The sequence below is a fragment of the Caulobacter sp. GW821-FHT12F03 genome (genome assembly GCF_058806855.1).
Genome location: NZ_JBXAQC010000001.1, coordinates 342,139 through 362,786 on the forward strand (window position 1 = coordinate 342,139; position 20,648 = coordinate 362,786).

Sequence of the window (20,648 nt, forward strand, 5' to 3'; positions counted from 1 at the left end):
GCGATCCCCCAGCATCGCGTCTCGAAGGACGCACCTTGCAAGACACAAAGAAAAAGGGCGGCCCGGGTTTCCCCGAGCCGCCCTTCGCTTTTCAGCTCAGCGCTGAGTGCGGGACTAGAATTTGCCGCGCAGGGTCAGGCCCACCGTCCGGGGCGCGCCCAGGAAGGTGTCGTAGGTCGAGGTGTTGGCGTCCGCCGTCGCGTTGTACGGGTTGGACGTGTCGACCTGGAACGGGCCGTTGAAGGCGACCTGCAGGTAGTCCTGGTCGAACAGGTTGTTCGAGAACAGTTCCACCGACCAGCGCTCGTCCTGCGAGCCGATGCCGATGCGGGCGTTCACCAGGGTGAAGGCGTCCTGCTCCTTGACGGGGTGCAGATCGGAGCCGGTGTTGTAGCGCGAGCTGTACTTGGCCGAGACGTTGGTGCGGAACACCAGCGAGTCGCTGATGTCGCGCTCGTAGGTGGCCGAGACGGACGACGACCAGCGCGGCGCGAACGAGACCTGCGAACCCGGCAGGCGGAACACGGCGTTGAAGCGGGTCGGGTCGGTCAGGTCAGCGGCGGTGAAGTCGCCGAACTGGGTCTCGGCGTAGGTCACGCCGCCCTGGATGGCCAGGCCGTCGACCGGCGTGAACCAGACGAAGTCGGCGTCGACGCCCTTGGAGATCACCTCGGGGATCGACTCGACCACGAAGGCCGTGCCGATGAAGGTGTTCAGCTGGAAGTCGGTGTAGTCCTGATAGAAGACGGTCGCGTTCAGCAGCAGCGAGTTGTTGAACCACTTGGTCTTGATCCCGACTTCGTAGGAGTCCGCGAACTCCGGCGCGAAGCTGGTGTCGGTCAGGACGGCGAAGTCCAGGCAGCCCGTGGCCACGGCGCAGTTGACGGCCGGGTTGAAGGGCAGGGGCGAGCCGAACGGGGTGATCCGGGCGCGGCTCGTGCGGTCGAGGTTGAAGCCGCCCGACTTGTAGCCCCGCGCCGCGGAGGCGTAGGTCATGATGTCGTCGGTGATCTTGTACGACAGCTTGATGGTGCCCGTGGTCTCGTCTTCGCTGCGGGTCTGGGTGAAGTGGCCCAGGGCGTCGAAGTCGTTGTTCTGGGCGTTCAGGCACAGGCCGCCGACGATCGCACGGGCGGTCGCCACACCGGCCAGGCCGGCGATGGCGCCGTAGGCCGCTTCACCCTGGTCGCACGAGGCGCCGGTGGTGCTGTAGGTGGTGCCCAGCGACTTGTCGCTGCTGCTGTACCGCAGGCCGACCGTCAGCTTCAGCGCATCGGTGATCGACCAGGTGTTGTCGGTGAACAGGGCGAAGGTCTTGTCGGTCTGGGTGTAGCGGTCGTCCGAGCCGTTGCCCTGCTGGTGGATGGTGCCCGAGACCAGGCCGATGGCGGCCGGCACGTTGCCCAGCACGCGCTGGTCGAAGTAGCCGTAGAAATCCTTGCCGTAGAGCAGGACCGAACGGGCATCGAGGTCTTCCTTCGCGTAGAAGGCGCCGACCAGCCAGTCGAGCGAACCGGCCGAGCCCGCGAAGCGCAGTTCCTGCGAGAACTGCGTGAACTCGGTGTAGTTCGAGCCGTCGTTGGGACGATAGGCGACGTCAGCGGCGGTGAAGTCGGAGTCCTGACCGGTCTCGGCCCGCCAGTTCCGCCACGCGGTGATCGACGTCATGGTGATGTCGTCGTTCAGGTCCCAGTCGGCCTGGGCCGAGAAGCCCGTGTCGACGATGTACTGGCCGGTGTCGCGGTTGGCGTAGGCGTTGCGCTCGAACGGGCGCTCGCTCGTGTCGATCGAGCCCGGACGGACGGCGTTGATGTAGTTGGCGCGCGAGGTGGCGGCGTTGCCGACGACCAGTTGCGTGGCCAGGCAGCAGGATTCGTCGCGGCTGGTGTAGTCGGCGATGACGCGGATCTTCAGGTCGTCGTTGGGAACGAACAGCAGCTGGCCGCGGGCGGTCCAGAAGTCCTGGTTCACATCGTCCTTCTGGGTGCGCGGGCCGGCGGTGCCGGTGACCACGTCCAGGTAGCCGTCACGCTGGCGCGTGGCGAAGAACAGGCGACCGGCGAGCGTCTGGTCGGAGGTCAGCGGGCCGGTGACCGAGCCCGACACGCCGCGCGAGCCGTAGTTGCCCACGGTGATTTCGCCGTCGGCGCCGAAGTTGAACGACGGGGCGACCGACAGGATGTTGATGACGCCGGCCGAGGTGTTCTTGCCGAACAGCGTGCCCTGCGGGCCCTTCAGCACTTCGACGCGCTGCAGTTCACCGAGGTCGCCGAACGAGACGCCGTTGCGCGGGCGATAGACGCCGTCGATCACGACGCCGACCGAGGATTCCAGGCCGGGGTTGTCGCCGACGGTGCCGACGCCGCGGATGCGGGCGGTGGTGACGGTTTCGTTGGAGGTCGAGGTGACCGTCAGGCCCGGGGTCAGGATCGTCAGGTCCTTGATGTCCTTGACGCCGGCGTCCTGCATCAGCTGGCCGCTGACGGCGGTGACGACGACCGGCACGTCCTGCAGGCTCTGCTCACGCTTGGTGGCGGTGACGATGATCGCGTCGACCGTGGACGGCTCCTGGTCCTGAGCGTAGGCGGCGCCGGCGAAAAGGGCCGACAGCACGGCGGCCGAGGCCGACGCGCGAAGCAGTTGAGAAAAGCGCATTTCCTGTCCTGAGTTTTTTGGCGCGGTCGGGGAGGAGCCGCGCGGATTGAGACACTTCTGGGGACCTGACGGTCCCGTCAAAGTTGACGGCGTTCACCTACGGTAAGCCGGGAAGCCTGCACAAGCGTCAATCCCTTGCCGGAAAAGGAAAATGGTCACTTCGTGTCTGTCGTGTGACAGCGCTGGCGTCAAAAAACGTCGTTCGCCTTTTTTGGCACGGCCGGTTGCGCCTGTCGCAGCGTCAAAACCCCCGCCAGCACCGAGATCAGCGAGCCGGCGATGACGCCAAGCTGGACCTGCGAGGCGGCGGCGCCGTCGTGGAACGCCAGGCCGCCGATGAACAGGCTCATGGTGAAGCCGACCCCGCAGAGCATCGAGACGCCGAGAATCTGCGGCCAGGTCGCGTCGCTCGGCCGGTGGCCCAGCTTCAGCGCGCAGACCAGGGCGGTGGCCCCGAGGACGCCGAGCGGTTTGCCCAGCACCAGACCGGCCGCAATGCCGAGCGGCAGCGGCGCCAGCAGCCCGCCGGCCGGGAAGGCGTCGAAGGCGAAGCCGGCCGCGACGAAGGCGAAGAAGGGAAGGACGCCATAGGCGACGTAGGGGTGAAGCGCTTCCATGTAGCGCTTCAGCTGCCCGTGCTCGCCCGGCTTGTGTCCGTTGAGCGGCACCGTCATGGCGGCGACGACCCCGGCGAGCGAGGTGTTCACGCCGGATTTCAGGGTGAAGGCCCAGACCCCCAGGAACACCAGCGCGAACAGCACGGTCGGGTCAGCCTTCCAGCGTCCGATCCACGCCAGCACGGCCAGGCCGACGCCGGCGCCGGCCAGCGCGGCCAGATCAATGTGGGCGCTGAACAGCACGGCGATCAGCGCCACGGCGCCCAGGTCGTCGGCGATGGCCAGCGTGAGCAGGAACACCCTCAGCGAGGGGGGCAGGCGCGGCGCCGCCATGGCCAGTGCGGCGAGGGCGAAGGCGATGTCGGTGGCGGTCGGGATCGGCCAGCCGCGCGGCGAGCCGCCGTCGCCGAGATTGAACGCCAGGAACACCAGCGCCGGAACCAGCATCCCGCCGAGGGCGGCGAACACCGGGGTCGCCAGCTTGCGCGGATTGGACAGCTCGCCCTTGAGGATCTCGTATTTGATCTCCAGACCGACGACGAAGAAGAACACGGCCATCAGGCCGTCCTTGGTCCACTTCAGAACCGACTTCGTCTCTTCCCAGCCGCCGACCTGCAGGGTGAGGGGCGCCTTCACGAAGCCGAAATAGGCCTCGCGCAGCGGCGAGTTGGCCAGGGCGACGGCCGCCAGCGCGGCGGTCGCCAGCACCAGGCCCGAGGCGGCCTCCGTTCTGAGAAAATCGAGGGTGAACCGGCGTGTCATGGCGTTCAGCTACCATGCGGCGAGGGGGCGCCCAATCAAAACCGGACTTGCGCCGGGCGATATCGACGGTCATCTGCGAGGGATGCCCGTGTCCCCCGACTATCGTCCTGATCCCCGCTTCATGCAGCTTGGTCCGGAGTTCGCCGACCCGGTGACGGCGGCGGATTTTCCGCGCACGGTCCTGCGCCACCGGAACCAGCGGGCGGCGGAGACGGTCGGCCTGGGCGGGCTGACCGAGGCGGAGTGGATCCGCCACTTCGGCCTGTTCGACCCCCTCCCGGACAACCAGCCCGGCCCGCTGGCGATGCGCTATCACGGCCATCAGTTCCGCACCTACAACCCCGACCTCGGCGACGGCCGGGGCTTTCTGTTCGCGCAGCTGCGCGAGACCCCGGGCGACCGGCTGCTCGACCTGGCCACCAAGGGCTCGGGCCAGACGCCCTGGTCGCGGCGCGGCGACGGCCGCCTGACGCTGAAGGGCGGCGTGCGCGAGGTGCTGGCCGCGACGATGCTGGAGGCGCTCGGCGTGCCGACCAGCCGCTGCTTCTCCCTGATCGAGACGGGCGAGGACCTTGAGCGCAATGACGAGCCCAGCCCGACGCGCTCGGCCGTCATGGTCCGGCTGTCGCACAGTCACATGCGCTTCGGCACCTTCCAGCGGCAGGCCTATTTCGAGCGCGGCGACAATGTCGGCCGGCTCGTCGATCACTGTATCGACGCCTATTACCCGGAGCTGGCGGACGTCGCCGACCGGCCCGCGGCGTTTCTCGCCGCCGTGGTCGCGCGCACCGCCCGGCTGGTCGCTCGCTGGATGGCCGCCGGATTCGTCCACGGGGTGCTCAACACCGACAACATGGTCGTGACGGGCGAGAGCTTCGACTACGGTCCCTGGCGCTTCCTGCCGCGCAACGATCCCAACTTCACCGCCGCCTATTTCGACGAGACCGGCCTCTACAGCTTCGGCCGGCAGCCGGAGGCGGCGTTCTGGAACCTGCAACAGCTGGCCGGCTGCCTGTCGCTGGTCGCCGAGTCCGACGCGCTGGTCGCGGCGCTCAACGGCTTCACTCCGGCCTACCGCGAGGCCATGCGCGAAGCGATGCTGGCGCGGCTGGGCGTGCGCTCGCGCGGCCCGGACGCCGACCTCGACCTGGTCAACGCGGCCTTCCGGGCGCTGGCCGAGGGCGGGGAGCGCCTGCGTTGGGAGCCGTTCTTCTTCGACTGGTTCGGCGGACGCGACGACCGCGCCCTGGCCGGCCCGCGCGCCGACCTCTACGGCGGCGAGGCGTTTCTCGCGTTCCGCGCGCTGCTGGGGCAGGCGGACGCGGATCGGCCCGAGCGGCTGGACCATCCGATGTTCGCCGCCGTCGAGCCCGAGGAGATGCTGGTCGACGAGGTCGAGTCCCTCTGGGCGGCCATCGCCGACCGTGACGACTGGGCGCCGTTGCAGGCGAAGCTGGCGCGCCTGGAACAGGCCCGTCAGGCCTGGGGGCTCGATCCCGCCGCCTGACATCCGCGGGCCTGACGCATCCCGCCATCAGCAAAACAGAACCGCCGATAACGCCCTCAGAAAATCTGCCGGGACTTAAATCCTATTCAGTTGATAGGAATTAGTCAGCGGCGACGCTCCTCCCCTGTCGCCGCGGATGGTGCAAGCGCGGATCGGACGGCCTGAGCGTCCGGTCCGCGCGACCCCGCAACGCCATGAGGACGCGCCCATGACCGCGATCATCGACAAAAGCCGCTTCGAGACGGAAGTCGTCGAAGGGCTGACCTTCACCCCTCTGGGTCCCCTTCTCGGCGCCGAGGTGTCCGGCGTCGACCTGACCCGCCCGCTCGAGGCCGGCGAGGTCGCCGCGATCCGCGGGGGCCTGAATCGTTACAAGGTGCTGGTCTTCCGCGACCAGGACATCAGCCATGCGGACCACGTCCGGTTCGGCCGCTACTTCGGCGAGCTGGAGGGGCATCCGGTCACCACCACGGTGCCCGGCTATCGCGAGATCCTGCACATTGAGGCGGCTGACGGCCTGAAGCTGACCGACGACCTGCTGCCGATCGTCCGGCCGGCCAACAAGTGGCACACCGACGTGACCTTTCGCGAGAAGCCTTCGTTCGCCGGCATCCTTCGCGCCCGGACCCTGCCGCCGCAGGGCGGGGACACGATCTTCGCCGATACGGCGGCGGTCTATGCCGACCTGCCGCCCGAGCTGAAGGACCGGCTGTCGCGGCTGAAGGCCGAGCACGACATCCTGCAGAGCTACGGCTACCGCGTGTCCGGGGAGCGACGGGCCGAACTGCGACGGGACTATCCGCCGCGCGTCCACCCGGTGGTCCGCACCCACCCCGAGACCGGCGAAAAGCACCTGTTCGTCAATCACGTCTTCACGACGCGCATCCTTGGCCTCGACGATGACGAGAGCCGTGAGCTCCTGACCTATCTGACCGACCGGGTGAAGGCCCCCGAGTACCAGGTCCGCCTGCGCTGGACGCCCAACGCCATCGTCTTCTGGGACAACCGCGCCACCCAGCACTACGCCGTGCTCGACTACTGGCCCGCCTACCGCGCCGTCGAGCGCGTCACCGTCGCGGGCCACGACAAGCCGTTCTGACCTTTCGACCGCGTTCCCTGGTCTTCGCTCCCGACGATTTCTTGCGAAGACGGTCCTGACCAGAGCCTCGCGGCTCTGGTCTTTTTTCGATCAGCGGTTGAAGGCGGGGCGTCGCCCGGCCCAGGGCCGGGCCGTCTCCAGCTGCCCGGCCAGGCGCAGCAGGCCGGCCTCGTCGCCCGGCCGGCCCATGAACTGGATGCCGATCGGCAGACCGCCCGCGCTCCAGGCCAGCGGCACGCTCATGGCCGGCTGGCCGGTGAGGTTGGCCAGCTGGGTGTTGGTCATGAAGGCGAACAGCCGGTCGGCGTAGCCGCGCAGGTCGAGCGGCTCACCCCGCAAGGCGCCTTTCGGGATCGGCGGCTGGCCCATGGTCGAGCACAGCAGCACGTCGAAGGTCTCCTGGGTCTTCGCCACGGCGCGGCCGGCCGCATGAGCCGCCTGCATCGACTGGACATAGAGGGCGCCGGACACGCGCTGGCCGCGGCGGTGCATGGCGACGGTGACCGCGTCGATCTCGCCGTCCTCCAGCGGGCGGTTGCGGCGGGCGATCTCGCCGTCGATCGTGGCGGCGATGTTGGCGGCGATGATCGAGCCGGCCCCCTCGCGCATGGCCGGGAAGTCGACGGTCAGGCTGATCTCCTCGACCTCGTGGCCGAGCGCGGCGCACAGGCGGGCCACGTCGGCCACGGCGGCCGCGCACTCGGGATCAATCGTCTCTCCGGCGACGCCGCCGGGCAGCACGCCGATGCGCAGCCTGCCCGGATCGCGGCCGACCTCGGTGGCGAACGGCGTCGCGGGCGGCTCCAGCCAGTAGGGATCGCCCCCGACGGGCCGACAGACCACATCCAGCAAGGCGGCGCTGTCTCGCACGGTGCGTGTCACGGCATGCTGGATCGAGAACCCGCCCCAGCCCTCGTCGGCCGGTGCGAACGAGACCCGGCCGCGGCTGGGCTTCAGCCCGAACAGGCCGCAGCAGGAGGCCGGCATGCGGATCGAGCCGCCGCCGTCGCTGGCGTGGGCCGCCGGCAGGATACCCGCCGCCACGGCCGCCGCCGCGCCGCCGGACGAGCCGCCGGGCGTGTGGTCCAGGCTCCAGGGATTGAGGGTCGGCCCGAACAGCTCCGGCTCGGTCACCGGCTCCAGCCCGAACTCCGGGGTGTTGGTCTTGCCGAAGATGACCAGCCCGGCCTGGCGATAGGCCGTGACGATGGCGCTGTCGGCGGCGGCGACGTTGTCCCGGAACAGCCGCGAGCCGCTGGTGGTCGGCGTTCCGGCGACCTGGGCGCTGATGTCCTTGATCAGCCAGGGCACGCCGCCGAGCGGCCCGTCGGGCGTTCCGCCCGCGACCTGCGCCCGGGCCTGGTCCTCCAGCGACAGGATGATGGCGTTGAGCGTCGGGTTGACCGCGGCCGCCCGGGTGAGCGCCGCCTCGAGCACCTCGGCCGCGCTGACCGCCTTCTTTGCGATCAGGGCGGCCAGCCCCGTGGCGTCCTGCGCCTGGTATTCGTCCTGGTTCATCGCCGTCTCCCCGCGGTCTGTTTGCGCGATCCGACCACAGACGGGCGGCCCCGCCAAGGACGTGGCGGGAGCCAGAGTGATCGCCGATCACTTTATCGGAGACAAACAGGCGTTTGACCGGCACAATGACCTTGGGGAATGACTCTCAATCTCAGGAAACAAGGGCGCAGCATGGCGACCGAGCATTTTGACGTGGTGATCGTGGGCGCCGGCCTGTCGGGCGTCGGCGCGGGCTACCATCTTCAGGACAAGGCCCCGGACCGCAGCTACGTGATCCTCGAAGGGCGCGAGAGCATGGGCGGCACCTGGGACCTGTTCCGCTACCCGGGCATCCGCTCGGACTCGGACATGTACACCCTGGGCTATTCATTCCGGCCCTGGACCAACGCCAAGGCCATCGCCGACGGCCCGTCGATCCTCAAGTATGTCAAGGACACGGCCGCCCACTACGGCATCGACAAGCACATCCGCTACGGCTGCATGGTCAAGCGCGCCAGCTGGTCGACGCAGGACGCCGCCTGGACCGTCGAGGTCGAGAAGGGCGGCGAGGCGCTGACCTTCACCTGCAACTTCCTGTTCCTGTGTGGCGGCTACTACAGCTACGTCGAGGGCTACACCCCCGACTGGGCCGGCATGGACAGCTTCACGGGGCGCATCGTCCATCCGCAGAAGTGGCCGGAAGATCTCGACTACACCGGCAGGAAGGTCGTGGTCATCGGCAGCGGCGCCACCGCCGTGACACTGGTGCCGGAGATGGCCCGCGACGCCGCGCACGTGACCATGCTGCAGCGGTCGCCGACCTATGTGGTGTCTCGCCCGGCCGAGGACTCGATCGCCAACTGGCTGCGCACCAAGCTCTCGCCGATGGCCGCCTATGGCGTCACGCGCTGGAAGAACGTGCTGCTCAGCATGCTGTTCTACAACATGGCGCGGAAGAACCCGGCGAAGACCAAGGAACGCCTCGTGGCCATGGTCCGCGAGCAGATGGGGCCGGACTATGACGTCGCGACCCACTTCACGCCCAGCTACAATCCCTGGGACCAGCGCCTGTGCCTGGTGCCGGACGCCGACCTGTTCGACGCGCTGAAGAGCAACCGGGCCTCGGTCGTCACCGATCACATCGAGACCTTCACGCCCAGGGGTCTGAAGCTGAAGTCCGGCGCCGAACTGGAGGCCGACGTCATCGTCACGGCCACCGGCCTGAACCTGCAGGTGTTCAACGGCCTGGAGCTGGTGGTCGACGGCCAGGTCATCGATCCGGCCAGGACGCTCAGCTACAAGGGCATGATGTACAGCGACGTGCCCAACCTGGCCTCGTCGTTCGGCTACACCAACGCCTCCTGGACGCTGAAGTGCGACCTGACGTGCGAGTACGTCACCCGCCTGCTCAACCACATGAGCCGCACCGGGAAGCGCCAGTGCACGCCGCGGCGCAACGACCCGACGATCCAGGAAGAGCCGTGGCTCGACTTCTCGTCGGGTTACGTCCAGCGCACCATCGCCAAGTTCCCCAAACAGGGCTCCAGGGCCCCGTGGAAGTTGCACCAGAACTACGCCCGCGACCTGATGGCGCTGAAGTTCGGCTCGGTCACCGACGAGGTCATGGTCTTCTCCAACCCCGCCCCCAAGGCGGCGGTCAAGAAGGCCGCCTGATCAGCGGGCAATCGTCACCGTCGGCGCTCGAGGGCGGTTCTCAGTACGACATAAGCAGCTACCGCGATCACCGTAATGATCACGCCCTGTATGTCGTTTTCTGTCACATGGATCAGGGGCTGCATGAGGCTGGGCCGCGCAGGCTCGCGCCATGCGTGGAGTCGTAGTAAGCGTCGAATGTACGCTCGATGATCGCCTTTGCTGCTTCTGTAACGTATAGGCACCGACGACGCTTGTCGACGACATCGTTAATTGCAAATACAAGCCCGTTCTCGATAAATTCATGCAGTTTCAGATAGAAACCTCGATGAGAGAGTCCAACTTCAGCCTGGACATCCTTGATTGGCTTTCCTGGCTTCATGAAGATGTAAAGAAGGATGCGGTATTCCATAGATAGCATACCAAATTCGTTGGTTTGCTTAACGATGGAGTCGATGGACATCAGAATGCGCGCGTCCATTGTGATACTATGGCCTCTATTTAAGGCGCAGCGGTCCGCTTTCTGGGCGAGGCGCGGGGCCCCGACCAGCACAGATCGAGCGCTGTACTGTTTTTCGGCGGAATAGCCTCAGCATTTGACGGGCCCGGCTTTCACAGCCGCGCCTGCCCCATCTGCCCCCCTCAAGGCCGATTTGGCGCAACCATCGCGATAGAAATGGGGGTGTCAACGCCAATTTTCCGCTGAAACGTCCAAATGGGACGTGGTTCCGGGCGTGTGGCTACAACGTACATATAGTTACATGTGCAATATTACAGACAAAACTCATTTTGGGTCGCCATGACATAGAATATACAAAGGCGTAGCGTTATGCATATTTAGTGCATGCATAATAGTATGTAACATTTCTTCCGACAATATTTGAGTACAAGTTTCCTGTATGTTGTCTTCCGCTATTTCTTGCCGGTATTTATGTTCCTCGAACGTTGTTGCCCGAATTAACCTCTCGGTATTCTATCCGACATGACTCCATTTCGGAGTTCGTAATCATGAATTGGTCGGAGAACTCCAATGGGGGATATCTTTAACGCGGGGGCCGCGACGTCGATGGCTTCGGCATTCGGGGCCAAGCGCGCTCCCCGCAAGATCTTGCTGGGTGTAAGCGCCGCCGCCATCTGCGCCGCGACGCTCGGCTTCGCGTCCGCCAGCTGGGCCGCGCCGGCGATCGTCCCGGGCAGCCTGGACGGCACCTACTCCAACACCCAGGTCGCTACGGCCACGGCCGATCAGGCGGCCGCCCAGGCCGCCGCCGCCGCGGCGCAGGCCGCACTCGACGCTGCTGTCGCTGCTCAGACCGGCCTCGACACTGACCCGGGCGTGGTCGCCGCCCAGGCGGCTCTGACCGCCGCAAACGCTGCGCTTGCGACGGCCAACAGCAATCTCGCCGCGGCCAGCGCGACGGCTGCTGCTTCGTCGTCGTCCGCCGCCGCCGCCACCGCGGCGTCGAACCAGGCCGACGCCGACGCCCTGACCGCCGCCAACGACGCGGTCGCGGCCGGCGTCGCCGCCACGGCCGCCCAGACGGCCGAGAACAACGCCCTGATCCAGCTGACGATCGACAACAACGCGGTCACGGCGGCTCAAGCCGCTGAAGCCGCCGCGCTGACGACCTTCAACACCACGCCGAACCCCGCCAACCTCGCGGCTCTCCAGGCTGCGCAGGCCGCCACGATCGCCGCTCAGGCCACGGCGACCGCGAGCGCGACCAACTACGCCAACGCACAGGCCGCCACCACGGCTGCGGCTGCGGACCTCGCCACGGCCAACGCCGCTTCTGTCGCTGCGACGGCTGCCGCCACGACGGCCAACAACGTTGAAACCGCCGCCCTGACCCAGGCCGGTATCGACGCCGCCTCGGCCGCCGCTCTGGTGGCCCCGCAAGCCGCCGCTTCCGCCAACGTCGCCCTGGCGACCACCGCGGTCGATACGGCCACCGAGGCCTATACGGGCAATCTCGGCGACACCTACGCCGGCGTGACGGCGGCCAACACCGCCGCGACCAACGCCGCTACCACGTCGCTGGCGACCGCGAACGGCAATGAAGCCGACGCGACCGCCCTGCTCGGCGTGATCGGCGGCGGCAACACCGCGCTCGCGGCGGTCACGCCTGGCGGGGTCGCTGAAGCGGCGGCCAATGCGCTGCTTGGCACGCCCGCGCCGGGCGACGAATCCTACGAAGTCGAAGTGGTCCAGGCCCTCGACGCGCTGGATCAGGCCGACCAGGCTGAAGCCACCACCCGCGCCGCGGCCGACGTGACGCTGCAGAACAACATCGACGCCGAGGCGACCACCCGCGCCGCCGCCGATGTGACGCTGCAGAACAACATCGACGCCGAAGCCACCACTCGCGCCGCCGCCGACGTGACGCTGCAGAATAACATCGACGCCGAGGCGACCACCCGGGCCGCCGCTGACGTGGTGCTGCAGAATAACATCGACGCCGAAGCCACCACTCGCGCCGCCGCCGACGTGACGCTGCAGAACAACATCGACGCCGAGGCGACCACCCGGGCCGCCGCTGACGTGGTGCTGCAGAATAACATCAACGCCGAGGCGACGACCCGCGCCGCGGCCGACGTGACGCTGCAGAACAACATCAACACCGAAGCGGCCACCCGTGGCGCGGCCGACGTGGTGCTGCAGAACAACATCACTGCCGAAGCGACCACCCGTGGCGCGGCCGACGTGGTGCTGCAGACCAACATCGACGCGGAAGCGGCCACCCGCGCCGCCGCCGACACGGCCGAAGCGAACACTCGCGCTGCGGCTGACGTCACGCTGCAGAACAACATCACCGCCGAAGCGGCCACCCGTGGCGCGGCTGATGTGGTGCTGCAAGGCAACATCGACGCCGAAGCCACCACCCGCGCCGCGAACGATGCGGCCGAGACGGCGGCCCGGATCTCCGGCGATGCGACCCTGCAGGGCAACATCAACGCCGAAGCCACGACGCGCGCCGCGGCCGACGTCGTTCTGGGCAACCGGATCACGGCTGAAGCGGCGGCCCGCCAGGCCGGCGATGATGCGCTCGACGCGCGCATCACCTCGGTCCAGCGCGAACTCACCGACGACATCAACGGCGCGACGGCCGTTGCGGTCGCCATGGGCGGCGGCGTGTTCCTCCCCGGCAAGACCTTCAACCTGACCATGAACCTGGGCAGCTACGAAGGTGAATCGGCGGTCGCGGCCCAGCTGTCCTATCGCGTCTCGGATGGCTTCGCCCTCTCCGGCGCGGTCGCCACGGGCATGAGCGGGAATGGCGGAACGGCCGCCCGCGTCGGCTTCACTGTCGGCTGGTAACCCTGCCGACATCCCTGGACAGATGCGTCAGGCTCAGTAGGGCAACCCCCCTGATGAAATCCTGACGCATTTGGCGCCCCCGTCCGCCGCAGGACGGGGGCGCACCCTTTTTTGGAACGGCTTTCGTCGATGTACGTCCCTCCCTGTCCGGGCCGGCGGCCCGTTGCGGTCACGGCAGGCCGCCACGTCATCCTCGCGCTGACGGTCGTTCTGGCTTGCCCGGCAATCGCCCTGGCGCAGACCGGTGGTCCGCGCGCGCCGGCGCGGCCGGTTCCGACCGCGCCCCGGATCGCCGCCCCGTCGACCAACACCCCGGCGCCGGCCCCACCCGTGCCGGCGGTCGCCCTGGCCGGTCTGTCCGGCTATTTCCACCCGGACGTCCCGCCGCAGGCCTGTCACCTGGTCAACGCCGGGCGGCGTGACTGCCTGATCCCCGGCCGCACCGCGGGCCGCTATCGCGTGTCCGCCCAGGGGGCGTCGATGCCCATCGGCGCCCATCCCCGGCAGCAGTTGACCATCATCGTCAACGGCCGGATCTGCACGCAGAAGCTGGACCTGACGGCCTGGTCCGGCAGGACCCGCGCGATCGCCGCGGTCTGTGAGGTCGCGATCCTGACCGATACGCCCGTGCTCGTCAGCGTCGTCTACGCCGATCTCCAGGCGCTGAAGGAGGCCCGCGGGCCCGAGGTCCGGTTCGACCGCATTCCCTGGAGCGGCGTGCTGGAGATGCGCGACGCGACGACCCCCTGATCTGGCCGGACCGATCGCAAGCGGCCGACGGCCGATACCCTTTCGTCGCGGCGGCGAACCTGTCACAAGCCGGGGCGAGGATGGGGAAACCCGCCTCGCCGATCCGCAGATCCGTGACCCGATGACCGATACGCCCCGCCGGCCGATCCTGAGCCTGAAGTTTCCGCCAAAGCCCAAGGCCGCGCCGCTCGCGCCGGTCCGCTGGAAGTGCAAGCCCTGCGGCGCGACGGTCACCCTCACCGGAACCGAGGCGCCGGACCAGGACATCCGCTGCCCGGCCTGCAACGCGCGGCTGGGGCTGGCGTCGAGCTTCCTCGCCGATCCGCCGCTGATCGAGAAGATCCGCGCCCGCCGCCTGCCGGGCTGACGCGCGGCTTCAGCCGGCGCAGGCCCGCTGGGCCGCCGTCGGCGGACGCAGCCGCAGGAACAGGCGGTAGAGCCGCTCAAGCACGGCCAGGACCGCGGGACGGCGCGCCATCAGCCCGAGCGGCCGCAGCAGCGGCAGCACCCGCCACATCGCCGCGAAGGCTGCCGCGCCCGACAGCATCGGACCGTCGCCCTCGCGGGCATGAAAACGGTTCAGCAGCTCGGCCCGGTCGATCGGACAGGCCCCGTCGCCGGTCCCCACGTCGACGAACGCCACGGCCCGGTCGCGGTCGAGCCGCCGCAGCAGCGCCACCTCGCGGCGACACAGCGGGCAGGAGCCGTCAAACCAGACCGTGACCTTGACCATCCCGCCCAAGCTAGGGCGATCGAGGCCCGCCGCAAGCGGTCAGGCGGCGTGTTCGACCTTCAGGCTCTCGCGCAGCTCCCGCTTGAGGAACTTGCCGCTGGCGTTGCGCGGCAGGGACTCGTTGAGCAGCCAGACGTAGCGCGGCGCCTTGTGCTTCGCCACGAGCGACAGGCAGTGCTCGCGGATCTGGTCGGCCGACAGGCTCTCGCCGGGGCGCAGCACGATGGCCGCGCCGACCTCCTCGCCCAGCCGCGGGTCGGGCACGCCGAACACGCAGCATTCGGCGATGGCCGGGTGCTGGTGGATCGTCGCCTCGACCTCGGCGCAGTAGATGTTCTCCCCGCCGCGCAGGACCATGTCCTTCTTGCGGTCGACCAGGAAGATGAAGCCCTCCTCGTCGAGCCGCGCCACGTCGCCGGTGTGCAGCCAGCCGTCGGTGATCGATTCGGCGGTGGCGTCGGGACGGTTGATGTAGCCCTTGATGACCGACGAGCCGCGCACCCAGAGCTCGCCCGGCTGGCCCGGCGGCAGGGCCTCGCCGGCGTCATCGACCACCTTGGTTTCGAAGCTGGGCATGGCCCGGCCGCAGCTGGACGGCTTGTCGACGAAGAAGTCGCCGCTGATCGAGGTGATGATGCCGCAGGTCTCGGTCATGCCGTAGCCGGTGTTGGGCCGGGCCGTGGCCACCGTGCTCTCGATCTTCGCCACCAGGTCCGGCTGGATCTGCGCGCCGCCGCCGCCGACGGTCATCAGGCTGGAGGTGTCGTACTTGCCGAAGTCGGGGTGGGTGACCAGCTCGCGCGCCATGACCGGCACGCCGCTGACGCTGCTGATCCTCTCGCGCTCGATCAGCTTCAGGGCCTCGCCGGCGTCCCAGCGATACATCAGCACCATCTTGCCGCCGGCGGCCGTGGTCGCGTAGGCGCCGCAGTTGTTGGCGGTGACGTGGAACAGCGGCGTGGTCACCAGGGTCGCCGGGATCGGAACGGGCGCGTCAGGGTCGGGCATGACGCCCGTGCCGTGCGCGGTCGCCAGGGCCGTGACCTGGCCGGCGAACATCATGTTGAACAGGTTGCTGACGCAGCCCCGGTGGGTCAGCTGCGCCCCCTTGGGAAAGCCGGTCGTGCCCGAGGTGTAGAAGATGCAGGCGTCGTCGTCCGGGTCGACCTGGATGTCCGGCAGGGTCCCGCCGACGGCCAGCAGGTCCGACCAGGGCGTCGCCCCGGCCGGCAACGGCCCGGTCCGCACGGCGACAAGCGTCGCGCCGCCCAGCATGGCCGGGTCTTCCTGGATCCGGGCGATGCGCTCCTCGTCGGCGAACACCACCTTGGGCGCGGAATCCTTCAGGCCGTAGGCCATCTCGGGCGCGGTCCACCAGGCGTTCATGCCGACCACGGCCACGCCGATGCTGCAGGCGGCCCAGTAGATCAGCATCCATTCGGGATAGTTGCGCATGGCGATGGCCACGCGGTCGCCGGGCTGCACGCCGTGCATCAGCAGCCAGTTGGCGATCGAGGCGACCTGATCGTGCGCTTCGCCATAGGTGATGCGCTCATCCTCGTAGACGAGGTAGTCCCGCTCGGCGAAGGGCAGGGTGGACAGCCAGACCTCGCGCACGCTCGGCGGGGCGTTCCTGAACGCCCGGATCTTCGATCCGCGGACCTCGATCTCCTCGATTTCGAACGGCGCGCCCGGCGCGGTCAGTTCGGCCCAGGCGTCATTCAGTTCCGCGTAGTGCATCGTGTCTCCATCCCTGTCTTGAATCAGCGCCGGCTTCTGTGGCCGGCTGCCTGCTGTCGTCATAGCGCCCCGCCGGCGGCGTGGGCGAACTTTCTTGTCAGGTGGCGCCGGCGGCCGCGCGGCTGGCGCTCTCGACCTTCGCCCGGTCGACCAGTTGCAGGGTCGAGGTGGCCTTGGCCAGCACCTTGCCGGCCGGGTCGAGCAGCCGGCCCTCGAAGAAACAGGTGGTGCGGCCGCGTTTCTCGACCCAGGCCTCGGCGATCACCCGGCCGGGCCGCGCGGGGGCGAAGAAGCTGACCTTCAGCTCCAGCGACATCGGCACGATGTCGGCGCCGACCATGGCGATGGCGGCGTGGGCCATGGCCGCGTCGATCCAGCCGGTGACGAAGCCGCCCTGCACCACGCCGCCCGAATGGCACATGTGCGGGCCGGCCTCGTACTCGAGCACGGCGCGGCCTTCGGGGTTCATCTCGACGCGGCGCACCAGGCCGAGCGTGCGGTTCAGGTCTTCAACGCCGGACGGCTGGGGGTCGGACATGGACGCTCCTTGCGGTTTGTCCGACCGTCTAGCCGGTTGCCGCTACGGCGCCTCAACGGGACTTTTGTCCGGCGGCGGATCAGGCGACCCCGGCGATCTTGTCGCCCGCCGAAAGGATCGTCGAAACAAACAGGGCCCCGAAGGCGGCGACGGCCTTGGCCGCGTCGCCATGAACGAAGGCCTCCGGCGGCACGGCGCTGATCGAGAGCGCCCAGACCAGATAGGCGATCAGGGCGGCGATCACCGGCCAGGGGTGCGGTCTGAACGGCGCCTTGGGCTGCCCCCCGGCGACCTCGGCTTCCCGCTGCTTCAGCCAGGTCAGGCCCAACTGGATCACCGGCGTCAGGACGGCGAACGTCCAGTAAAGCACCCACGGGTCGATTGGCGGCCAGAGTTGCGCCAGCATCCCCTGCACCGACATCGCCGCCACGAACAGGGTGATGGTTTCCGTGGGAATGTAACGGGTCAGGACGGCGAAGTTGTCGTCCGCGGGGGTAGTGGCGGGGGCCGCGTTCCTGGCCGCAGGCGCCACACCGGGACCCCGCAGGAGCGAGGGCGACGTCCTCGACGATTCGCGAAGGGCTAGCGAATTGAGACTCATGACTTTCATCCTTCACAGGCGGGGCGTCGCCCTTTGGACGACGCCCCGGGGTTGGATCTCGAACAGCGAGAGGGCGGCGTCAGACCGAAGGCCGGCCGCAAGCGGGTGTCTGAAGGCGCGTCCTACCGGCCCAGCGAAAAGGTGCTGCCGAGGAAGACTGCGGCCGTCACCTCACCGTCGTCGCTGCGCCACCCGAACTTGATGCCGCCGTTCAGCAACCCTTCGGAGCCACGCGCGAAATAGACCGGCGCCTCGATCGCGTAGACGTCGCTGACGGTGTCGTAGCGGAGCGTCGCCGAAGCGGCGAACGATCCAAAGTCCCGTCGGGCGTCGACCGAGACGATATCCTTGAGGACGCGTCTTGGCGCACCGACCGGTCCCGTCAGGCAGGCCCCGCCGCCGCCGGGACAGAGCGTGCCTTCCTTTTGCGCCTCGTATGCGTCCTGGTGCTCGACATCGGCCGTGACGAGCCAGGCGTTTTTCTGAAAGGGGATGAATGCGTAGAAGGCCTTCACCGACCAGCCCGCCCTGTCGACCGACCGCTGCGCCAGCGTGCCCGGGTCGATATAGTCGAAGGTGTCAGAGCCCGCCCGACCGCTGACTCCCCAGATGGAAGCATGGGGTCTGTCGCCGCTCAACAGCAGATCGAAGGCCCGCGCGCCCTTACCATGATCCGCCTCAGGTTCGTTTTCCCGAACCCAGGTCAATGAGCAGGTGCTTTCGCTGGGCGACGCGATATGGGCTGATGCGGCGACTTCGTCGCAAATTCTGGCAAAGCCTCCCTCGTCTTGGGACTCGGCCCGACTGAAGGCCGTGCGGGTAAACTTGAACGTGAGCGTAGTCGCGCCGGCGAGGGCGTCGAGGCTGGTTTGCGACCCGTCGGAGGTCGCCGCGTCGAGCGGCGCGCTCGCCTGGAACGTGACCGCGTTCAGCACGCCCATTCGCGCGCTGGCCCCGGTAAATTCCCATCCGTAACTCAGCAGCGCCGTGGATTTGCCGTTCTCGCTCGTGATCTGAAGCCCCTGACGCGGGGCGACAGGTGCTTCGAGCGGCGCCTTTTCGGCTGTCGCCGATATCGTGGGTTCGGCGCTTGCCGCGCCGACAACGAGAAGCGCCATGCTGGCGCCGGAGAGCAATTTCCACATGACGATCACCGCGCCTCGAAGTTGGTGTACCCGCCGTCGTTGCGGAACCCGGGCAGGATCTTCCCGAGCGTCGGTCCGGGAAGCAGGCTCTCGCCGTCCTGAAGGATGTCGATCGCGCAGTGCTCGCCGGGGTCGCCGAACAGACCCCAGAACATGGTGTGCGGGCCGGCGGGGACGACCACCATTCCGGCGGCGTCGCCGGTCGGCCCGGACATGTGCACGTCCTGCTTGTCGATCTTGATCCAGTAGGCGTCCGCATTGGATTGAATGCGGATTTCGATGGTGGCCATGACCCTGTCTCCCTGGGGTTGATGCCCCCCGATGATCCACCGACTTGCCGAACCCCGCCGTGACGGCCGTCACGCTTGCGCGAACAGCGCTCGACAGCGACCACACGTTGTGTGCGCCCTGTTCCTCTGGCAGGGTCGGAGAACGCGGGTTTCAGCCGGGGGGCTGCGTCATGGAACAGGCAGACGGGACGGCGCCGCGCTACCGCGCCTTCATCAGCTACAGCCATCGCGACGCCGCCTTCGGAACGCGGCTTCATCGCCGGCTTGAACGCTACAGCCTGCCGCGCCGGCTGGTCGGCCGCCCCGGACGACTGGGACCCGTGCCCGCCCGCCTGTCGCCGATCTTCCGTGACCGGGAGGAGCTGTCCGCCGCCGGCGACCTGAGCGCCGAGGTTCGCGCGGCGCTGGCGCGGTCGGCGGTGCTGGTGGTCGTCTGCTCCCCGGCCGCCGCCGCCTCGGTCTGGGTCGGCCGCGAGATCGAGACGTTTCGCGCCCTGCATCCGGACCAGCCTGTGCTGGTCGCCCTGGCCGCGGGCGAGCCGGCCGAGGCCTTCCCAGCCGCCCTGACCGCCGGCGGCGGCGAGCCCCTCGCGGCCGACTTCCGGCGCGAGGGCGACGGCCCCCGGCTGGCGCTGCTCAAGCTGGCGGCGGGCATCGCCGGGGTCGGCCTCGACGAGCTGGTCCAGCGCGACGCCCAGCGCCGCGTCGCCCGCGTGACGGCCGTCACGGCGGTCGCCGTCGCGGCGATGCTAGCCATGTCGGTGCTGACCTTCATCGCGCTGACCGCCCGGGCCGAAGCCGAGCGCCAGCGCGCCGAGGCCGAGGGACTCGTGGGCTTCATGCTGACCGATCTGCGCGACAGGCTGAAGGGGGTGGGGCGGCTCGACGTCATGACCACGGTCAACGAGCGGGCGCTGGCGCACTATGCCGGACAGGGACTGCGGCGCCTGACGCCGGACGAACTCGAGCGGCGCGCCACGGTTCTCCACGCGATGGGCGAGGACGATCTGGCGCGGGGCAAACCCGATCTGGCCCTCAGGCAGTTCGTTGAGGCGCGTCGCACGACAGCGGCGCTTCTGGCGGCCGATCCGAACAATCCGGAGCGCATCTTCGCCCAGGCCCAGAGCGAATTCTGGGTGGCCTCCGTGGCCTATGCGCGTCGCGACTACGCGGGCGCGCGGCGGGGCTTCGAGACCTATCGGGAACTGGCCGGGCGTCTCGCGGCGATGTCGCCCGGAAACGCCGACTACCAGCGGGAAGTCGGATACGCCGAGGGCAACCTCTGCACGGTCGTTGGCGCGGAGTTTCGCGACCTGAAGGCCGCGCTTCGGCACTGCCAGGCGGGTCTGGCGGCAATGCAGGCCGCCGCCGCCGCCCGGCCCGGCGATGTCGGACTCATCAAGGACGTCATCAACCGCCACGGCTGGCTGGCCGACGCCTACCGGGCCAACGGCGATCCGGCCGCGGCGCTGGAGCAACGCCTGATCCAGGAGCGGCTTCTCGCCGGCTTGATGGCGGCTGACGCCAAGGATGCCGACTTGATCGAAACGTGGATCGCGACGCAGCGGGCCCTAGCGTCACTTGATGCGCGGGCCGGACGCGGCGCGCTTGCCAGATCGCGTCTGCAGCAAGCCCGCTTGCGGATCGACAAGCTGACCGCGGCCGATCCGGCCAATCAGATCTGGGCGCGCCTGAAGGTCCAGATCGCTCAGCAATACCAGCGCGACATCAAAGGCTAGCGA

17 protein-coding genes are annotated in these 20,648 nt (G+C 68.5%); 7 read left to right on the top strand and 10 right to left on the bottom strand.

The genetic code is table 11. The features are described 5' to 3' along the window. Window positions 1-114 precede the first annotated feature (114 nt). Window positions 115-2,655: a TonB-dependent receptor gene (locus AC1RN0_RS01610; RefSeq protein WP_492785676.1), complete on the bottom strand. Its 2,541-nt coding sequence runs from the start codon at window positions 2,653-2,655 to the stop codon at window positions 115-117. Between the two features lie 188 nt (window positions 2,656-2,843). After that, on the bottom strand, window positions 2,844-4,034 hold the full coding sequence (gene nhaA, locus AC1RN0_RS01615) for a Na+/H+ antiporter NhaA (RefSeq protein WP_492785677.1): 1,191 nt from the start codon (window positions 4,032-4,034) through the stop codon (window positions 2,844-2,846). 82 nt (window positions 4,035-4,116) lie between these two features. On the opposite strand from nhaA, the gene AC1RN0_RS01620 reads away from it, so the two are divergent. Both AC1RN0_RS01620 and AC1RN0_RS01625 read left to right on the top strand, forming a co-directional pair. After that, entirely contained in the window at window positions 4,117-5,541 is a 1,425-nt protein-coding gene (locus AC1RN0_RS01620) for a protein adenylyltransferase SelO (RefSeq protein WP_492785678.1), read from the top strand. Window positions 5,542-5,749: 208 nt separating this feature from the next. Continuing rightward, window positions 5,750-6,640 carry a TauD/TfdA dioxygenase family protein gene (locus tag AC1RN0_RS01625; protein ID WP_492785679.1) on the top strand — a complete coding sequence of 297 codons (891 nt, stop codon included), beginning with the start codon at window positions 5,750-5,752 and terminating at the stop codon, window positions 6,638-6,640. A gap of 90 nt (window positions 6,641-6,730) precedes the next feature. Here the strand turns inward: AC1RN0_RS01625 and AC1RN0_RS01630 are convergent, their stop codons facing one another. Further along, window positions 6,731-8,158 (bottom strand): amidase, encoded by a 1,428-nt coding sequence (locus tag AC1RN0_RS01630; RefSeq protein ID WP_492785680.1) that lies wholly within the window; start codon window positions 8,156-8,158, stop codon window positions 6,731-6,733. 171 nt (window positions 8,159-8,329) lie between these two features. Between AC1RN0_RS01630 and AC1RN0_RS01635 the strand changes: the two genes are divergently transcribed. After that, window positions 8,330-9,811, top strand: coding sequence for a flavin-containing monooxygenase (locus tag AC1RN0_RS01635; protein WP_492785681.1), 1,482 nt, complete (start codon window positions 8,330-8,332; stop codon window positions 9,809-9,811). A 112-nt stretch (window positions 9,812-9,923) separates the two neighbouring features. Here AC1RN0_RS01635 and AC1RN0_RS01640 read toward each other — a convergent pair whose 3' ends face one another. Next, window positions 9,924-10,253: a hypothetical protein gene (locus tag AC1RN0_RS01640; protein WP_492785682.1), complete on the bottom strand. Its 330-nt coding sequence runs from the start codon at window positions 10,251-10,253 to the stop codon at window positions 9,924-9,926. 567 nt (window positions 10,254-10,820) lie between these two features. Between AC1RN0_RS01640 and AC1RN0_RS01645 the strand changes: the two genes are divergently transcribed. From AC1RN0_RS01645 to AC1RN0_RS01655, 3 genes are all read left to right on the top strand, one after another. Then, window positions 10,821-13,109: a YadA-like family protein gene (locus AC1RN0_RS01645; RefSeq protein WP_492785683.1), complete on the top strand. Its 2,289-nt coding sequence runs from the start codon at window positions 10,821-10,823 to the stop codon at window positions 13,107-13,109. A gap of 129 nt (window positions 13,110-13,238) precedes the next feature. After that, complete coding sequence (locus AC1RN0_RS01650) at window positions 13,239-13,859, top strand: hypothetical protein (protein WP_492785684.1); 621 nt, start codon at window positions 13,239-13,241, stop codon at window positions 13,857-13,859. A 121-nt stretch (window positions 13,860-13,980) separates the two neighbouring features. After that, window positions 13,981-14,226 (top strand): hypothetical protein, encoded by a 246-nt coding sequence (locus AC1RN0_RS01655; protein WP_492785685.1) that lies wholly within the window; start codon window positions 13,981-13,983, stop codon window positions 14,224-14,226. Between the two features lie 9 nt (window positions 14,227-14,235). Here AC1RN0_RS01655 and AC1RN0_RS01660 read toward each other — a convergent pair whose 3' ends face one another. From AC1RN0_RS01660 to AC1RN0_RS01685, 6 genes are all read right to left on the bottom strand, one after another. After that, window positions 14,236-14,592, bottom strand: a complete 357-nt coding sequence (locus tag AC1RN0_RS01660; protein WP_492785686.1) for a thiol-disulfide oxidoreductase DCC family protein — start codon at window positions 14,590-14,592, stop codon at window positions 14,236-14,238. A 39-nt stretch (window positions 14,593-14,631) separates the two neighbouring features. Further along, entirely contained in the window at window positions 14,632-16,332 is a 1,701-nt protein-coding gene (locus tag AC1RN0_RS01665) for a class I adenylate-forming enzyme family protein (RefSeq protein WP_492785687.1), read from the bottom strand. A gap of 97 nt (window positions 16,333-16,429) precedes the next feature. Beyond that, complete coding sequence (locus AC1RN0_RS01670) at window positions 16,430-16,870, bottom strand: PaaI family thioesterase (protein ID WP_492785688.1); 441 nt, start codon at window positions 16,868-16,870, stop codon at window positions 16,430-16,432. A gap of 79 nt (window positions 16,871-16,949) precedes the next feature. Then, on the bottom strand, window positions 16,950-17,402 hold the full coding sequence (locus AC1RN0_RS01675) for a hypothetical protein (RefSeq protein WP_492785689.1): 453 nt from the start codon (window positions 17,400-17,402) through the stop codon (window positions 16,950-16,952). Window positions 17,403-17,593: 191 nt separating this feature from the next. Then, a complete protein-coding gene (locus tag AC1RN0_RS01680) occupies window positions 17,594-18,616 on the bottom strand; it encodes a hypothetical protein (protein ID WP_492785690.1) in 1,023 nt (340 codons plus the stop codon). Window positions 18,617-18,621: 5 nt separating this feature from the next. After that, a complete protein-coding gene (locus AC1RN0_RS01685; RefSeq protein WP_492785691.1) occupies window positions 18,622-18,906 on the bottom strand; it encodes a hypothetical protein in 285 nt (94 codons plus the stop codon). 170 nt (window positions 18,907-19,076) lie between these two features. Between AC1RN0_RS01685 and AC1RN0_RS01690 the strand changes: the two genes are divergently transcribed. Continuing rightward, window positions 19,077-20,645, top strand: coding sequence for a toll/interleukin-1 receptor domain-containing protein (locus AC1RN0_RS01690; RefSeq protein ID WP_492785692.1), 1,569 nt, complete (start codon window positions 19,077-19,079; stop codon window positions 20,643-20,645). Window positions 20,646-20,648 lie beyond the last annotated feature (3 nt).

What these genes read in the sequence shown, in the direction of transcription:
- AC1RN0_RS01610 (WP_492785676.1), bottom strand. Translation starts at nt 2,655, where the DNA reads ATGCGCTTTTCTCAACTGCTTCGCGCGTCGGCCTCGGCCGCCGTGCTG.
- nhaA (WP_492785677.1), bottom strand. Translation starts at nt 4,034, where the DNA reads ATGACACGCCGGTTCACCCTCGATTTTCTCAGAACGGAGGCCGCCTCG.
- AC1RN0_RS01620 (WP_492785678.1), top strand. Translation starts at nt 4,117, where the DNA reads ATGCCCGTGTCCCCCGACTATCGTCCTGATCCCCGCTTCATGCAGCTT.
- AC1RN0_RS01625 (WP_492785679.1), top strand. Translation starts at nt 5,750, where the DNA reads ATGACCGCGATCATCGACAAAAGCCGCTTCGAGACGGAAGTCGTCGAA.
- AC1RN0_RS01630 (WP_492785680.1), bottom strand. Translation starts at nt 8,158, where the DNA reads ATGAACCAGGACGAATACCAGGCGCAGGACGCCACGGGGCTGGCCGCC.
- AC1RN0_RS01635 (WP_492785681.1), top strand. Translation starts at nt 8,330, where the DNA reads ATGGCGACCGAGCATTTTGACGTGGTGATCGTGGGCGCCGGCCTGTCG.
- AC1RN0_RS01640 (WP_492785682.1), bottom strand. Translation starts at nt 10,253, where the DNA reads ATGTCCATCGACTCCATCGTTAAGCAAACCAACGAATTTGGTATGCTA.
- AC1RN0_RS01645 (WP_492785683.1), top strand. Translation starts at nt 10,821, where the DNA reads ATGGGGGATATCTTTAACGCGGGGGCCGCGACGTCGATGGCTTCGGCA.
- AC1RN0_RS01650 (WP_492785684.1), top strand. Translation starts at nt 13,239, where the DNA reads ATGTACGTCCCTCCCTGTCCGGGCCGGCGGCCCGTTGCGGTCACGGCA.
- AC1RN0_RS01655 (WP_492785685.1), top strand. Translation starts at nt 13,981, where the DNA reads ATGACCGATACGCCCCGCCGGCCGATCCTGAGCCTGAAGTTTCCGCCA.
- AC1RN0_RS01660 (WP_492785686.1), bottom strand. Translation starts at nt 14,592, where the DNA reads ATGGTCAAGGTCACGGTCTGGTTTGACGGCTCCTGCCCGCTGTGTCGC.
- AC1RN0_RS01665 (WP_492785687.1), bottom strand. Translation starts at nt 16,332, where the DNA reads ATGCACTACGCGGAACTGAATGACGCCTGGGCCGAACTGACCGCGCCG.
- AC1RN0_RS01670 (WP_492785688.1), bottom strand. Translation starts at nt 16,870, where the DNA reads ATGTCCGACCCCCAGCCGTCCGGCGTTGAAGACCTGAACCGCACGCTC.
- AC1RN0_RS01680 (WP_492785690.1), bottom strand. Translation starts at nt 18,616, where the DNA reads ATGTGGAAATTGCTCTCCGGCGCCAGCATGGCGCTTCTCGTTGTCGGC.
- AC1RN0_RS01685 (WP_492785691.1), bottom strand. Translation starts at nt 18,906, where the DNA reads ATGGCCACCATCGAAATCCGCATTCAATCCAATGCGGACGCCTACTGG.
- AC1RN0_RS01690 (WP_492785692.1), top strand. Translation starts at nt 19,077, where the DNA reads ATGGAACAGGCAGACGGGACGGCGCCGCGCTACCGCGCCTTCATCAGC.